At 35.7% G+C, this 15,290-nt stretch carries 14 protein-coding genes; 8 read left to right on the top strand and 6 right to left on the bottom strand.

Annotation, left to right across the window (positions count from 1 at the left end; all coding sequences use genetic code 11):
* The first annotated feature begins 286 nt into the window (after positions 1–286).
* The gene (locus tag ACODST_RS04260) at positions 287–532 is read left to right on the top strand and encodes a hypothetical protein (RefSeq protein ID WP_488930870.1); all 246 of its coding nucleotides are present in this window, start codon (positions 287–289) and stop codon (positions 530–532) included.
* Here the strand turns inward: ACODST_RS04260 and ACODST_RS04265 are convergent.
* Positions 529–1,290, bottom strand: a complete 762-nt coding sequence (locus ACODST_RS04265; protein WP_488930871.1) for an alpha/beta fold hydrolase — start codon at positions 1,288–1,290, stop codon at positions 529–531. The two genes, ACODST_RS04260 and ACODST_RS04265, sit on opposite strands and share 4 nt — an antisense overlap.
* A complete protein-coding gene (locus tag ACODST_RS04270; protein ID WP_488930872.1) occupies positions 1,284–2,186 on the bottom strand; it encodes an EamA family transporter in 903 nt (300 codons plus the stop codon). The genes ACODST_RS04265 and ACODST_RS04270 overlap by 7 nt, the downstream gene beginning before the upstream one ends.
* Positions 2,187–2,348: 162 nt before the next feature.
* Here ACODST_RS04270 and ACODST_RS04275 point away from each other — a divergent pair, with 162 nt between their 5' ends.
* The 5 genes from ACODST_RS04275 to ACODST_RS04295 all read left to right on the top strand — a co-directional run bounded on the left by ACODST_RS04275 (position 2,349) and on the right by ACODST_RS04295 (position 5,297).
* On the top strand, positions 2,349–2,807 hold the full coding sequence (locus ACODST_RS04275) for an Lrp/AsnC family transcriptional regulator (protein WP_488930873.1): 459 nt from the start codon (positions 2,349–2,351) through the stop codon (positions 2,805–2,807).
* A gap of 126 nt (positions 2,808–2,933) precedes the next feature.
* The gene (locus tag ACODST_RS04280) at positions 2,934–3,497 is read left to right on the top strand and encodes a DUF6642 family protein (RefSeq protein ID WP_488930874.1); all 564 of its coding nucleotides are present in this window, start codon (positions 2,934–2,936) and stop codon (positions 3,495–3,497) included.
* 2 nt (positions 3,498–3,499) lie between these two features.
* Positions 3,500–4,420, top strand: coding sequence for an AraC family transcriptional regulator (locus ACODST_RS04285; RefSeq protein ID WP_488930875.1), 921 nt, complete (start codon positions 3,500–3,502; stop codon positions 4,418–4,420).
* Between the two features lie 69 nt (positions 4,421–4,489).
* A complete protein-coding gene (locus tag ACODST_RS04290) occupies positions 4,490–4,690 on the top strand; it encodes a hypothetical protein (RefSeq protein ID WP_488930876.1) in 201 nt (66 codons plus the stop codon).
* A gap of 34 nt (positions 4,691–4,724) precedes the next feature.
* Positions 4,725–5,297: a pentapeptide repeat-containing protein gene (locus ACODST_RS04295; protein WP_488930877.1), complete on the top strand. Its 573-nt coding sequence runs from the start codon at positions 4,725–4,727 to the stop codon at positions 5,295–5,297.
* Positions 5,298–5,435: 138 nt separating this feature from the next.
* On the opposite strand, the gene ACODST_RS04300 is transcribed toward ACODST_RS04295, so the two are convergent.
* The 4 genes from ACODST_RS04300 to ACODST_RS04315 all read right to left on the bottom strand — a co-directional run bounded on the left by ACODST_RS04300 (position 5,436) and on the right by ACODST_RS04315 (position 13,899).
* Positions 5,436–7,001: a DUF5123 domain-containing protein gene (locus ACODST_RS04300; RefSeq protein WP_488930878.1), complete on the bottom strand. Its 1,566-nt coding sequence runs from the start codon at positions 6,999–7,001 to the stop codon at positions 5,436–5,438.
* A 37-nt stretch (positions 7,002–7,038) separates the two neighbouring features.
* Entirely contained in the window at positions 7,039–8,844 is a 1,806-nt protein-coding gene (locus tag ACODST_RS04305) for a RagB/SusD family nutrient uptake outer membrane protein (RefSeq protein ID WP_488930879.1), read from the bottom strand.
* A 17-nt stretch (positions 8,845–8,861) separates the two neighbouring features.
* A complete protein-coding gene (locus ACODST_RS04310) occupies positions 8,862–12,104 on the bottom strand; it encodes a SusC/RagA family TonB-linked outer membrane protein (protein WP_488930880.1) in 3,243 nt (1,080 codons plus the stop codon).
* Between the two features lie 625 nt (positions 12,105–12,729).
* Positions 12,730–13,899 carry an MFS transporter gene (locus ACODST_RS04315; protein ID WP_488930881.1) on the bottom strand — a complete coding sequence of 390 codons (1,170 nt, stop codon included), beginning with the start codon at positions 13,897–13,899 and terminating at the stop codon, positions 12,730–12,732.
* A gap of 103 nt (positions 13,900–14,002) precedes the next feature.
* Between ACODST_RS04315 and ACODST_RS04320 the strand changes: the two genes are divergently transcribed.
* Positions 14,003–14,836, top strand: coding sequence for an AraC family transcriptional regulator (locus ACODST_RS04320; RefSeq protein WP_488930882.1), 834 nt, complete (start codon positions 14,003–14,005; stop codon positions 14,834–14,836).
* A 94-nt stretch (positions 14,837–14,930) separates the two neighbouring features.
* A complete protein-coding gene (locus ACODST_RS04325; protein WP_488930883.1) occupies positions 14,931–15,266 on the top strand; it encodes a hypothetical protein in 336 nt (111 codons plus the stop codon).
* The last annotated feature ends 24 nt before the right edge of the window (positions 15,267–15,290 follow it).

Below are 15,290 nucleotides of genomic sequence, written 5' to 3' on the forward strand. Positions count from 1 at the left end.
CAAAACTAAAAATTCAGTCCCAGAAAGAGCTGAATTATACTGTTCTAAATTGTATCATTTTTTAGGTAATTCAGCAATAACAAAATTTTTCTTAATAAATTAGTTCCCTCTAAATAAAATAGTTATACCGCAAAAACAGGTAAAAATACGGGGTGCCTTTTTTCTGAATCTTTATAACTTGCACATCCAGTTTATGAAAAATATTTAGCCCCCTTATAAATATTTTAAACCGTCATAAAGATGGAGTTTACTAATTAGCGAACATTATAAAAACAAACAGCTAAAAATGATGAAATTTGTAAAAGGACAAGAGGTATCCTATATTACAATAAGTGGGAGATCTTACAAGGCAACCGTGGTAGAAAGAAAAATAGATTTCAAAAAAGGGCTTATCAAAAAATCAGCTGTCAAAGAAATGACCTATCATTATTTGATCGAAGTACAGAGAAATGGTCTTACTGAAAAAATTCTATGTACAGAAAATCAGCTTAAAATTTCGGAAAAAAAACAACATGCTCAAAAAGCGGCTTAATAACTGTTTTGTATAAAAACGGCTGTTGTGTTTAAAACCAGTTCCGGGACTTCTTTATGAGGCGTATGTCCCGCATTGGGAATAATAACGGTTTCTGATTTTCCATTTATCAGGGCCGCAGTCCTGTAAACCTGCTCTAAAGTACCGTATTCATCCTTTTCTCCCTGAATAAACAAAAGGGGCGTTCTGATTTCCGGAAGCACATTTTCGATGTTCCAGTTTCTAAAGTCAGCGCTCAGCCAGGTTTGGGTCCAGGCTTTAAATAGGGTTTCGGCTTTACTCCCATGATATTTTTGGAGTCTTTGCGGCAGATTTGTAGTTTCATAAACCTGAACAGCTTCACGAATTCCGGCAAGCGTAATTTCTTCAACAAAAATATGCGCCGCTTCGCAGATTACCATTTTAATCCGGTTTGGATACCGGGCAGCTGCAATTAAGGCAATAGAACCACCATCGCTGTGTCCGAATAAAAGAGCATTTTCTATTTCCAGTTTTTCAAGCAGATCGTTTAAAACAACCGCTTCTGTCTCTAAATACTGCACATCCCTCACATAAGTAGGCATAACATCCGATTTTCCATATCCCAGACGATCATAGAGTAAAACATTACATCCTGCTGCCTCTGCCAGCTTCTTCGGAAAATCACGCCAGAGTTCTGTACAGCCCAGCGAATCATGCAGAAAAACAAGTACCGGGCGGTTTTCAAACCCATGGTAATATTCCGTGTAAAGTCGGTTTCCGTTTACTTCAATCAGCATACAGCAGTTTGTTTTTGAACTAATTTATCTTTTCGGGCTTTCGAAATATTAAGATAGACAATGGCTGCCAGCATAATCGCAATTCCCGTAATTTGCATAAGAGTAACCTTTTCTCCCAGAATAATATGGGCGCAAAATACCGCCGCCGGTAATTCTAAAGTCAGGAGTACTGAACTTAAACCTGCTCCAATTTTTGGCATTCCAACCGTAAAACAGATTGGCGGAATCACAGTTCCAAAAACCGCTAAAAAGGTCCCCCACTGCACCAGTCCAAAATCCAAATGGGTACTTGTGGCAATGGCTTCGAAATTGATTAAAAAAATAATCATCGCCGAACCACTGGTCATTAAAGCACTTTTCTCAAACATAGGAGTCTCTTTCCCAATCTTACTGGTAAAAACAATATAAAAAGTATACAGCAGAGCTGATAGCAGACTTAGCAAAATCCCGGTGACTGAAATATTAAAATGTCCCAAATCTGTAAGGTTTCCGGCCAGTACTGTTCCGAAAATAATACAAACCGCCGATGTCACCTCAACCGTATTGGGTTTCCTTTTATAAGCAATCCATTCTACTAAAATACTCAGCCAGGTAATCTGCATCAGTAAAACAATAGCCAGTGAAGCCGGAATATAAGCCACTGAAAGATAATAAGTATAAGCCGAGGATCCCATGGTAGTTCCGGCTAAAAGTAATTTCCAGTTCAGCTGAGGTTTTTGTCCGTTTTTTATTCTTCTGAAAAATACGACCAGCCACAAAATCAAGGTTCCGAAAAAGGCCTGCGCTAAAGTAATTTCTGCTGGTGTATATCCTTGTCCGTAAGCTATTTTAGCAAACGAAGAAAGCATTCCAAAACTTAATGCCCCCAATGCTGTTATAATTATATATTTGTTCATTATCCTTTGTCTTTTTTTGGTTTTATCCAGACAAAAGTATCAATTACAGAACAAAAGAAATCATACAGGATTAAAATATGTATTTATTCCTGAATTGAATTTATTTTAAAGATTTTTATCCTAAATTAGATTTATTTTTATAACTAAACAGGAAAAAATCCAATGCAGGAATTAAGCAAACAAGAGATAGAGCTGCTTCGAATCCTTCAAAAAAATGCGCGATTCGATATTACCGATCTGACGGAAAAACTAAATATGTCCAGAACCTCCGTTTACGACCGGATTAAAAAACTGGAAAACGAGGGGTATATTAAAGACTATGTTGCCATTATTGACCCTAAAAAAGTCGGACTCAATTTTACGGTGATTATCAATGTATCCTTAATCAGCCAGCGGCTGGAATTTGTGGAGGAATTTTCAAGACAGGTTGCCGCGCTGGACGAAGTAGTCGAAGGTTATGTTACCGGAGGAATCTTTGATTATGTTTTAAAAGTAGTGGTAAAAGATCCTGAAGCTTTTAACGGTTTTATCCAGAAACTTTCTACTATTCCCAACATCAGTAAAGTACAGAGTTCCTTTGTAATGAGTTATATAAAGCAGTCGACCAATCTGCATTTTTAAGGGTGTTATCATGTCATTGGTCTAAAAAACACGTTAAAATCCCGATCTAACAAGGCTTTTTCCATATAAAAAAATATATTTGTCTTAGCCCGGTTTTACCACATAACCTAAAAGACAATAAATAGTATGGATAATGAAAAGTTTATTTTCTGCCTCGAAGGTGTTCAGGATGTAGATACTGTTACCACTACTGATGTGGTTAAAAATCTGGAAGAAATTGCTTTTAATCAGGGAATTGCCAGCATATATAAAACCTGCGATACTATTGAAGGTTTAGAAGAAAGTTTAAATACGCTGCTTTATGATGATCATAACTTTAAAGATTATGAAATCATTTATCTGGTGATGCCGGGACAGGAAAACAACATCTGTCTTCACGATTATTACTACAGCATTGAAGAAATAGCGGAACTTTTTGAAGGGAAAATGAAAGGAAAAATTATTCATTTTGCCAATAAAAAAAGGTTAGACCTCAACGAAGAAGAAGCACAGTACTTTCTGGATATTACCGGTGCACGAGCAATTTCGGGTTACGGATCTACCTACAATAAAATTGCCAGCTGCAGTACGATCGATAAAGCTTTTTTTAGTTTGTATCAGGAAAATGATGATCTTACTGAAGTGGTTGAAGATTTGTACCAAAAGCATTATGCCCTTTGTAAATTACTTGATTTTAGATTGTATTATTAGGTATGAAAACAAAGACAGCAGAAAAGGTAAAAACCTACGAAGCAAAGGGATTTCGGGAGAAATTTCTGGGCGAAGACAATCCGATGCATATGCTTTTTAAGTCCAATTCGGATCATTTTTTTTGTTTGAAAATGGAAGAAATGATGCGTTTGCAATATCCTGTGCCGCCTTGCAAGCATAGCTGCCATACTTTAATTTTTGTTACTTCGGGCACGCATCAGATGAAGGTGGGTTATGAAGAATACCTCACGGTTTCGAATGAAATTATAGTAGTTCCGGCCGATCAGGTTTTTTCAATCAAAAATATCAATAATGCCCATACGGGTTATATCTGCCAGTTTCATCCGGATATATTAATTGGGAAATACGGCAGTCGGGAAATGCTGAATGAATTTGACTTTTTGAACATATCCGGCAGTCCGAAAATTAAAGTGGAACCAGAAGATATCAAGTCAATTACTGCTGTTTTAGACCGTTTGCAAAAAGAATATTCTGAAACACCAACAGCCAACCTGAATATTGTACAATCGTACCTCATCGCTTTGTTTTATGAAATGAACAAAAACTCCATTAAGAGTGCGAAGAATATTTCGGCAGCGGAAGTCATTACGAATAAGTTCAAAGAGCTAATTCATCAGAATATCAAAACCCATCATTTGGTACATTATTATGCCTCACTGCTAAACGTCACGCCCAATCATCTTAATAAATCGGTAAGAACTGTAACAGGTAAATCTGCAGCCAAATGGATTGATGAGACCATATTGCTTGAAGCCAAATATTTATTGTTTCAAACCTCGCTTTCTGTAAGTGAAATCGCTATTCAGGTAGGGCATGAGGATCAATCGTACTTTAGTCGTTTTTTTAAGAAACATGAAGGAATCACACCTATTCAGTACCGAAAAATGATTGATAAATCCTAATTATTGATTATTGCATCCTAGCAAACAGCTTTACTTTTTTCAGAAATTTGCCTCTCAAAAATGCAAATTATGATTTATGTATTTAAAACTTCTGTTGACAGCCCCTCTAAATTTGAGTCGGCTTCTGCCCTGCTTTATCAATTACTGCCTGATACTTTGTGGAATTTTGACCTTGAAGACTGCGACAATATTTTAAGGGTCGACAGTGAACTCGATATTCCAAAGTTAATTCTCAACAATGGTGTTTTTGACTTCATTGAATTAGAATAAATCCTAAAACATTTCAACACCCTCATACAATACTATGGAATCCAAATTATATCAAAACCGAACGTTTGATACTGTAGATTATGCTGATCAGAGCTTATTCAATACTGAATTTGTGAACTGTGAATTCAGTAATTGTAATTTCTCAAAAAGCGATTTAAGTCACAATGATTTTTTAGACTGTACTTTTAAAAACTGTAATCTTTCGCTGGCGGTCCTGAAAAATACAGGATTAAAAAACATCAAATTCATTGGTTGTAAACTTATGGGACTGGACTTTAGTGCCTGTAATAGTTTTTTATTCTCTATGAGTTTTCAGGATTGTCTTTTAGACTATTCTACTTTTATTTATAAAAAACTAAAGAAAACCAGTTTTAATGACTGTTCTTTAAAAGAGGTTGATTTTTCTAATACTGATTTGTCTTTATCTATTTTTAAAAATTGCGATTTATCGAATGCCACTTTTGCGGAATGTATTCTTGAAAAAACCGATTTCAGATCTTCCCGAAATTATGCTTTCGATCCTTCCGAAAATAAAATTAAAGGAACAAAGGTGTCACATACTGCCCTTTCCGGCCTGCTTCAGAAATTTGATCTTGATATTGAATAGGGGTTAGTTTACAGTCGCAGTCGCAGTTTACAGTTCAACTGAGACTGAATACTGAGACTGAATACTGAGACTGAATACTAAAAAAGCGGAATACAAAACTCTGTATTCCGCTTTTCTTTTATTAACTAACCATGATTTTTATTTGATCCATCGAGGGTCTCCGATTTCATTATCAATTAAAGTCGGATTTTGAATGGTAAAGTTGCCTTCCGCAGCATTAACAAACTGTGGATTTGCAGTAACTCCTGATGCATCGATTTTATTTGAAACAATAGTTGCATCCATAAAACTTGACGCTTCAAAATAATAATTTTGACCAAATCCAGGATCACTAGTATTTGCCTGATTGGTATAAATAGCAGTGGTTCCAGCAATTAAAGTATTGGTAACGGTAGATACATTATTTAAAAACCTAACATATAAAATTCTTTTTGGCGCTGCGGTATTTGATACGTTATACAAGGTACAATGATCAATTAGAGTGTTAGTTGTTAAACCAGTATCTGATAAATTCGCAGCGGCATCTACCCTAACAAAATCACGTCCTGTTGAACAACTGTCAAATGTGCTGTTTGTAAGAGCTATAGATGCGATATGAGTATTTCTGAAATCTATAAAATCAGCGCCGCCGTTTGTATTTACACTTTTAACAATACTATTATCTACTTTAAACGAAGTAACTTTTGCAGACGTTACGTTTGCAGAAATCAAAGCACGTGTATAACCATGAACATTGCTTTTACTAATTAAAATATCTCCGTAATTTGAAGCTGCACCCGAAATAGTTATCACAGCAGCATTGTCGAGTCCAGATCCGTTCAGATCTAAATCCATAAGCGTAAGGTTAACCAGTCCCGGATTAACTGTAAATTTAACATTCAGTTTTGGTTTATTAGCCGTTCTTACTCCTCTGATCGTTATTGATTTGTTTAAAACAATTTCGCTTGTAGTGGTGTACGTTCCAGGATTAAGCAGTACTCTTGAACCTGCAGGAGTAGCTGCAATTTTAGTCAGCAGATCGTCTCCCGGATTAACCAGTGTACCAATCGTTACATCAACTCCCGATGTAAAGGTTCGAATTCCTCTGGTTTTGGTTCCGTTTAATAATGTAGCGGTATAAGCCACCTCTCCAGTCAGGTCTGTAACCTCAGCAACTCCTGCTGCCTTTTCTGCTGTTGTAATTGTATGTGCTATATTACCTGGCATAACCAAAATTTGTGTTACATTACTATTAGGTGTCCATCTCAAAATAACAGATTTTGCTTCAATCTCATCTTCGACTATTGGAAATAATATTTGTTCAGACAAAGTTGTTGCGGTAATAACCGACCACTTTGAATCATCTAACTTGGCCGAACTTACTGCCTTTACTCTGATAGAATAAACGGTTTCTCCTTCCAGAGGCACCTGAATCGGCAGCTCAGCCGCTGTAACATTGATTGTTTTAAAAATGGTTTTAAAATCAGGATCATCAGCACTAAATTCTACTATATAATGGTCAGCATTGTCTACTTCTCTTACGGTCCAGTTTAACTCAACTGTAGTTTGATTTCTAACTCTTGCAGTAAGACCTATAGGAGAAAATTCTCTTGTATTACCAATGCCGTCTAATAATTCTTCGTTATAACTTTCACAGCTTGAAATTGCAATTGTAAGGAACAATACGGCTATTAATCCTTTGCATATATATTTTGTTTTCATCATAATAATTTATCATTAATTATTAATTCTTTTAAAGATTTTAATAACCGTAATCGTTTTTTAGCAGACCATTACTCCCATCAATAAAGACCTGCCATATCGGCCAGAATTGTCTTTCATCAGGATTAACCCCTTCTTTGTACAAGGAATTAATCTTAGCATCTGCAGTTGTACCTGTCCATGTCCAGACTGCAGATGTATATGCTGTTCCCGGATTCGCTGTTTCCCCTCTGTTCAAACCATAAATATCTAAACTTACATTATCTGCCTGGTATTTATAATACAAAGCTGTTGGTACATCAGCATATTCGCCTGTTCGGGCTGATAAATTAACCATTTTTTGTTTGGCCTGATCCAGTTTTGTTTTGAGCAGATTCCAGCGGATCAGAGCTTGTTTGCGTTCCATTTCTCCGGTGAACTCAAATTTATTTTCTTCAACAATAGCATTAAACATGGCCGTTTTGCTGCTTAAAGCGTTTACATAAGCATCCACTTTTACAGCCTGTGCATCTGCTGGAAATGCTCTTCTGCGAAGTTCTTTCAGGTAAATCGAAGCGGCACCAGGGCCTTCTAATTCGTTAGCTGTTTCAGCAGCAATCAAAAGAACTTCTGCATAACGCATATACATTTTATTAACACCATCGTCATTAGTAGAAGTTACATAACGTTTCATCCATTCGTAACGATATTTTCCAAAATACCATGTATCTAAAGTACCCAACTCTTGTTTTGCTATATTATTAGCTCCTGCTGCACCATATTTATAAGGTACACAAGTAACATCTCTACGTGTGTCAGTTTGATCATAGTCGTAGAAAACAAATGGTAATGGTCCTGCTACACCTCCACGGTTAGCCCCATTAGCTTGAAATTGATCAATAGCAGCTGTGTGTCTTACTGCAAATGTAAATAACATTCTACCGCGTCCATCTGCGAAAGGAAGTTCCCAAAGAGATTCTCCACCTGCAGCAGTAACTTCTTCATTGTATTTTCTCCACAACCCCTCAAAAGTAGTTTCTAAATGAGCAGAACCGCTTTCGATCACTTCACGGGATTCTTTTAATGCCAATGCATACATTTTAGCTACTGAAAGTTCCGGATCAGAACTTCTTCTAACCCCGTCAGGATATTGCTGATAACCGCTGGCTGCCAAAGCCAGACGTGCTCTGAACGCTTTCACAAAAGCCTTATTCACATGTTCTACAGTATTAGTGTAAGTAGTTTCATTAGGCCAGGCCACCAATGTAGATGCCTCTCCCAAATCTGCAATTAATTGTTTGTAAATAACATCCCTGCTTGATTTAGGTAAATATAAAGTTTCGGTAGTAATAGGTTCAAAACGAGCCGGGACATCTCCCCACGCTTTAAGTAAATCTGCATAATAAATTGCTCTCAATGTTAAAGCTTCTCCTAACAACTGTCCCATATCTGTTCCTGGCAGGGGATTTCCGTATTGACGCATCCCTGAGATACAAACATTGGCACGTTCAATACCTGAAAACATCATTGAATAAGCATTATTGGTAGTATTCATTTCTGTATTGCCCGGTTTCGCATCATAAACGCACAAATCGGCTTTATCTCCTGCTGTCTGCGAAGTATTATACCACTCTGTATCTGTATTTAAACCATAATATGGTAAAAATCTCCCTCTGTAAGAGTTGGTCTCGGCAAAGGGTACTTTTATCCCGTCAACAGCTCCTTTTGCAAGTTCAGCATTAGAAAAAATCAAAGACGGTTGTAATGTAGATGGTGCAGGTGTATCTAAATAGTCATCTTCAAATTGCTGACAGGAACTAAATAAACCCGAAATTATCAATCCTGCTATTATTATTTTATGTTTCATTTTGTGATAATTTAAAATTAGAAATTAAGATTCATCCCAAAAACCATTTGTCTGCTTCTTGGATAAGGACTTGAATCAACCCCTGGTGTCAGCGGGTTCTTTCTTCTTGTTGAAACTTCCGGATCTGAACCCGAATAGTTAGTCCAAACAAAAACATTGCTTGCTGTTAAGTAGAATCTCAATTTAGAAACTCCAAGTTTAGAGGTAAACATCTCAGGGGCTGTATACCCTAATGTTAAAGTATTCAATCTTAAAAACGATGCGTCTTCAACTGCCCAATCTGTAAATATAGCTGATCTCATATAAGGAGACCACATAGTTGTATTAGCATTTAGAGCTGCTAATGCCTCAGGGTCTGTTACTAACTGACCTGAAACCGGATCTAAATTGGTCCATCTTTTTCCATCAGCCATAGTAGAATTTAAATTTTTATACTGTCCGGAAGCCGTAGCCGTAGAAAATTCAATTTTATCAGCATTATAAACCTCATTACCAATGCTCCAGTTAAAAGCGGCCATTAAATCAAATCCATAAGCATTACCGTTGATCACAAAACCGCCATAACTTTTAGGATTAACATTCCCTATAACGGTTTTATCGTTTAAATCTACTTTACCATCTCCATTAACATCTTTCAATTTCATATCTCCCGGTTTAAGACTGCTTCCGTCTCCTACAAGAGTTGTCGCGGTGGGAGTTACCCCGCTTTTCAGAACATATTTTCCTCCTATATAATCAAAATCAGAAACTTCATATCGTCCATCATTTTTATAACCGTACATAGTACCCAATGATGACCCAACTGCTATCAGATAATCATCCCCGATCTGAGAAGAGGCCCAGCCCGTAGCCTGTCCAAAATTATTCATGACTCCGAGAGAATTAATACGATTTTCGTTTATCCCCATATTAAATGAAAAACTCAAACCATATTTAGCTCTTTCAATGGCTACAACATTTAAAGTGGCTTCGAAACCTGTATTTTGTGTTTCCCCCATATTGCGGTATTGATAATCATATCCGGATCCGGCCACAGGAAAGTTAATTAATAAATCACTGGTGATGTTTTTATAAACATCGAAGTTACCACTTAAACGATTTTTAAAAAACCCAAAATCCAAACCAATATTCTGAGTCACTGTTGTTTCCCATTTCAAATCAGGATTAGGCATTGTTTTAGAAGGTGCCCACACACTGGTTACACCATTAATCCAGGTTGTTGGCGTAGATTGAAAAATTTGAATCTGCTGTCCAACTGGTATATTATTATTTCCTGCTTCACCATAACTAGCTCTTAATTTTAAAAGATCTATCCATGTTTTATCCTTTAGGAAGCTCTCTTCTGAAATTTTCCATCCTGCAGCAAAAGCCGGGAAATATCCCCAACGATTATCTTCTGAGAATTTACTAGAACCATCTGCACGAAATGTTGCTGATAAGATATAACGGTTTTTATAGTCATAATTGGCACGTCCGAAAAATGACAATAACCTGTCATCCGGGCTGTAATAATTATCGACCGCCTGCGGTGTTCCTTGTGATGTTAGCGTTTTTGCCTGATTAAAATCAAAAAAAGAAGGATATCCATGAATAGTAGAAGTTACTGTATTTGAAGTATAATTTATACTTTCTTGTCCAATCAAGGCTGTCAAATGATGATCTTCACCCATTATTTTTTTGAAATCGTAATTTAAGGTATTCGCATTTCTAAAACGTTTCTCTTTACCATCTGCCATAATCATTGCAGGCTTGCCTTGTAAGGTACTGGCAGGAGTATTAGCTACATAATAAGTACTGCGTCCATAAAAACGATAATCTAAATTGTTAAAATTATCCAGACCTAAATCTACTTTCAATTTTAAATTATCGACAATCTCCCATCCAAAACTTCCTAACATATTAAAGTTCTTACGGAATTGCTGACGGTCATTATCATAAACAGATCGTAAAGGATTTACTAATACATCTGAGCCGTCTCCAGATACATCTTCAGAAGTCAAACCTGGCACCGCAATTGGGGCATAACCCACAATAGTACGCATACGTGAATCTGCAGAAGACTTTTCATTTTGTTCATTAACACCTCCTCCGTCGATCTCCGTATCAGAATAACGTACTGTAAAACCAACATCAACTTTATTGCTTATTTTACTTTTTAAAGCCAGAGCAAAGTTGTTTCTTTTATAATTTGAACCTATCATAACAGCCTTTTCATCGTAATGAGCATAATTAAAGTTATAATTAAGCTTATCAGTTCCTCCTCTAATTCCTAAATCACGGCTCTGTACCTCTCCTCTGCGGCCAAAAATCTGTTTTTGCCAGTCATTACCTTTTAAACCATTATACATATCATGATCCTGCCAGTTTCCAAAATATTGAGTATAGGAAGTTGGATTAGAAGCTACTTTTGTTCCTGATTGGGAAAGAAGTGCGTATTCATACTGCCATTTAATATAATCTTCAGGCGACAAAACATCAATTTCGTTAGCCACTGTTTTCATACCGTAGAACATATTGAAATTGACTGCTATTTTACCGTCTTTACCACTTTTTGTTGTAATCAGAATAACCCCGTTTGCACCTCGTGATCCATATATTGCCGTCGAAGCTGCATCTTTTAAAACAGTCATTGTTTCGATATCAGAGGATGAAATATCATTCATATTATTGATTGGAAATCCATCTACAATAATTAAAGGTGACGCATCCTGAGTAAGAGAACCGCCGCCGCGAACTCTAATTTTAATGTCCGCATCCGGAGAACCTTCCGATGAAGTTACCTGAACCCCCGCAATTCGGCCAGTTAAAGCCTCAGCAACATTGGCTACCGGAACTTTTTTCAAATCGGTTCCTGAAATGGTGGAAACAGCTCCTGTCAAATCACCTTTTTTTGCTGTACCATAACCAATTACAACAACTTCATTTAAGTTATTGGCATCTTCTGTCAGAATAACATCTGCTTTGGTTTTTCCTTCCGCTGCAACTTCTTTAGTCTTAAATCCTATAAAAGAAAAAGTCAGAACCGCTTTCGGATTAGTGAGCTTAATCTTGTAGCGTCCGTCAAAATCAGTAGAAGTCCCATTCTTCGTACCTTTTTCCAGAACGTTAACCCCCGGTAAAGTAAGCCCTGCAGGATCTTTTACAGTTCCTTCGAGTGTCACGGACTGAGCATGTACCCGATTAACCATCAGCAGGCAGAATAAGAAAACAACTGCGAAGCAGCTGTTAGCTCCTTTGTTTAGTAAATCTTTAAAATTCATTGGTTGATTGTTTAAGTTATTAATTGTTTAAAGTGGTTTTTGTGGTTTAGTTTTTTCTTCGTTACCCCTCTTTCTTTATACCTCAAAAAGTATCTCCCTACTTTAATAATGAATACCTGATTTGTATTATTTTTTTGTAAGAAGTCCAGCTTTGATTTAACATTTAAAAAAAGTTGTAATCGATTACACAAACATAGATATTTTTTTTAGAAAAAAAATTATAATTCACAAAAATTTCCTAAATAAAATTATATATCAGAATTTAAAACACTTTTTTATACGACATATGTAATTTTATTGCTATATAAATATTAAATATATTATCAAAATTACTCTGTTTGTTACGATTTTCTCTAAAAAAACAATCGATTACATACTTACAATTTAAAATATTTTTAAGTGTTATTTTAACATTTATTAAGCTCGAAAAAATCTCCTTTTCCTGCTGTCGATTATATTTTTAACAAGTTTTTCTTTTAAAAACATTTTTCTAACTGTCACTTTGACCATTAGATTCTTCTCATTTCATCTATCACAAACCTTAAACAACCCTAAAAATTAAAAATGGGCACAAAAAAACCCTTAGAATTTAATCTAAGGGTTTGCACTCTTTTTAGTAAATAACTTAAGCGTTCTGAACCTTTACATTACGATTATTATGAATTTTAATTAAAGTTAAAGTAATCAGCATTCCTATAACCGACATCCCTACTCCTATTAAATTAGGTGAGGCATAACTGTATCCTGCCACCAGAGGCAGTCCTCCCAAAAAGGCACCTAATGCATTTCCGATATTAAAACTTCCCTGAAGAGAAGCTGAAGCAATCATCTCTGCTCCTTTTGCTGTACGAATCATAAGCATCTGGATTGGTGCTATAACAGAGAAAGAAATCGCACCGGTTAAGAATGTCAGAAATAAAGACACATATTGATTAAAAGAGAAGAAATAAACCAAAACCAAATCTGTTGACATTACTAATAGCAAAGCTAATGTTGTAGGTGCCGGTGAAAATCGGTCTGCCAGTTTTCCTCCTGCAAAGTTTCCAACAACCATTCCTAATCCTGCCAAAACCAAGATATACGAAACATCTTCCGGTGAAAACTTAGAAACATTAATTAATAATGGCGCTATATAACTGATCCAGGCAAACAAACCTCCAAAACCAATTGCCGTTATTCCTATAATCAGCCATGCTTCTGTTCTTTTAAAAAACTGAAGCTGTGTTTTCATATTCACGCTTTCTCCTTTTTCCAGATTCGGCATCCAAAAATAGATAGCCAAGAATGTCAATAATCCCACAAATGCAATTAAGACAAAAGTATAACGCCAGATAAAGTGGTGTCCTATATAAGTTCCAATAGGCACGCCAATTAAGTTTGCAATAGTCAAACCGGCAAACATAATTGAGATTGCCTGTGCTTCTTTTCCTTTATCCGCCAAACGGCTTGCGACTACCGCTCCCACTCCAAAGAATGCTCCGTGAGGCAGACCAGAAAGAAAACGAGAAGCAAATAAAACATTATAATCTGGAGCAATAATTGACAGTGCATTAAAAACAGCCAGCATTAATGCTAAAATTAAAAGCATTTTTTTTGGTGCATAATTTCTTCCTGCGATTACTAATAAAGGTGCTCCAATAACAACTCCCAGCGCATAAGATGATATTAAATATCCTGCAACAGGAATTGAAACTTTCATATCTGAAGCAATATCCGGGAGCAATCCCATCATTACAAATTCTGTAATTCCAATAGTTAACCCTCCTAAAGAGAGTGCAATAAGACTTTTTTTCATTTTGATTTAATGTAGAAAGGAATAGATTTCTACGTTGCAAATTTAACACTGTTAGCTTAATCAGAAATTGTATATTTGTGATATAAAATTGTAAATTTGAGTTATGCCTAAATTAAATCAGTTTAAAACACTAGTACTGGATGAATTTGAAGAAGAAAAATTTCACCTTCCTCCGCATACGCATACCTATTACGAAATCATCTATATCAAGAAAGGAAGCGGTATCCATCATTTGAATAACAACCTTCTGCCTTATAAAGCGGGAGATTTATTTGTGATTTCGCCAGATGATGAACATTATTTTGATATAAAGAAAAGTACAGGGTTCATTTTTATCAAATTCACCGATAATTATTTCAACTCTAAGCAGAATCTTACCTGCGATGAATTTCTGGTCAATACTCCCGAAAGTTTTATGAGGGATAAAATATTAAAAGAAACCGTTTTAAAATTTGACGAACCTTGTAAAACGATTTTAAAAAACACTGTCGAAAATATTGTTACCTACGATCGTTATATTGATGTTACCACCTCTCCCATTGTTTTTTATCAGATTCTTTCGATTTTTGGTTTGATCAAAGAGACCATTCGCTGTATGAATCTCCAGATGCAATCGACACATTTAGATAACGAACAAATTGCCAATTACATTCATCAGAATATTTATCAGCCAAAATTGGTTCAGGTTAAAGTAATTGCAGAACATTTTAATATCGCTCATACCTATTTTAGTGCTTATTTCAAAAGGACTTTTGATGTTAGTTACCGAGAATACATTCATAATTTAAGAACAACTTTAATAGAGAAAAGATTTCATAACAATCAATTGCCGATTAAACAAATTGCGTATGAATTTGGTTTTACAGATGAAAGTCATTTGACCAATTATTTCAAAAAGCGTAAAAACATGAACCCAACCGATTTCAAAAAACTCTAGTTATCGAAATCTTAAATAATGATTTGCTCGAAGTTTTTTAACTAAATTTGTACTTCTAAAAACAATTTCTTTGTCCAAAAAGATTCACATATTGATGCTTTTCTCAACTCTGGTTTTTCTTTTGAATCCAGGTTATAACTATGCATGCAATACAATGCATCACAAAGAAATTACTTCTAAAGAAGAAAACAGCTGTTCTAAAAAATGCTGTGAAAAGAAAACTTCAAAACAAGAAAAACACAATTGCGATGGAAAGTGCCGTCATTCGGGCTGTACAACTTCTGCATTGCAATTTGTTATTTTGACTTCAAATGATTTTGATTTACAAAACGATGTTTTCAATTTTTCTCTAAAAAACAGAATTTCATCTTATAGTAATTCAGCTATTTCTTCTGGATTTACTTCTATTTGGCTGAAGCCGAAAATATAATTATTGCATTTATGACAGCCCATA

It is taken from the genome of Flavobacterium sp. FG19 (genome assembly GCF_057809475.1).

What these genes read in the sequence shown, in the direction of transcription:
- ACODST_RS04260 (WP_488930870.1), top strand. Translation starts at nt 287, where the DNA reads ATGATGAAATTTGTAAAAGGACAAGAGGTATCCTATATTACAATAAGT.
- ACODST_RS04265 (WP_488930871.1), bottom strand. Translation starts at nt 1,290, where the DNA reads ATGCTGATTGAAGTAAACGGAAACCGACTTTACACGGAATATTACCAT.
- ACODST_RS04270 (WP_488930872.1), bottom strand. Translation starts at nt 2,186, where the DNA reads ATGAACAAATATATAATTATAACAGCATTGGGGGCATTAAGTTTTGGA.
- ACODST_RS04275 (WP_488930873.1), top strand. Translation starts at nt 2,349, where the DNA reads ATGCAGGAATTAAGCAAACAAGAGATAGAGCTGCTTCGAATCCTTCAA.
- ACODST_RS04280 (WP_488930874.1), top strand. Translation starts at nt 2,934, where the DNA reads ATGGATAATGAAAAGTTTATTTTCTGCCTCGAAGGTGTTCAGGATGTA.
- ACODST_RS04285 (WP_488930875.1), top strand. Translation starts at nt 3,500, where the DNA reads ATGAAAACAAAGACAGCAGAAAAGGTAAAAACCTACGAAGCAAAGGGA.
- ACODST_RS04290 (WP_488930876.1), top strand. Translation starts at nt 4,490, where the DNA reads ATGATTTATGTATTTAAAACTTCTGTTGACAGCCCCTCTAAATTTGAG.
- ACODST_RS04295 (WP_488930877.1), top strand. Translation starts at nt 4,725, where the DNA reads ATGGAATCCAAATTATATCAAAACCGAACGTTTGATACTGTAGATTAT.
- ACODST_RS04300 (WP_488930878.1), bottom strand. Translation starts at nt 7,001, where the DNA reads ATGATGAAAACAAAATATATATGCAAAGGATTAATAGCCGTATTGTTC.
- ACODST_RS04305 (WP_488930879.1), bottom strand. Translation starts at nt 8,844, where the DNA reads ATGAAACATAAAATAATAATAGCAGGATTGATAATTTCGGGTTTATTT.
- ACODST_RS04310 (WP_488930880.1), bottom strand. Translation starts at nt 12,104, where the DNA reads ATGAATTTTAAAGATTTACTAAACAAAGGAGCTAACAGCTGCTTCGCA.
- ACODST_RS04315 (WP_488930881.1), bottom strand. Translation starts at nt 13,899, where the DNA reads ATGAAAAAAAGTCTTATTGCACTCTCTTTAGGAGGGTTAACTATTGGA.
- ACODST_RS04320 (WP_488930882.1), top strand. Translation starts at nt 14,003, where the DNA reads ATGCCTAAATTAAATCAGTTTAAAACACTAGTACTGGATGAATTTGAA.
- ACODST_RS04325 (WP_488930883.1), top strand. Translation starts at nt 14,931, where the DNA reads ATGCTTTTCTCAACTCTGGTTTTTCTTTTGAATCCAGGTTATAACTAT.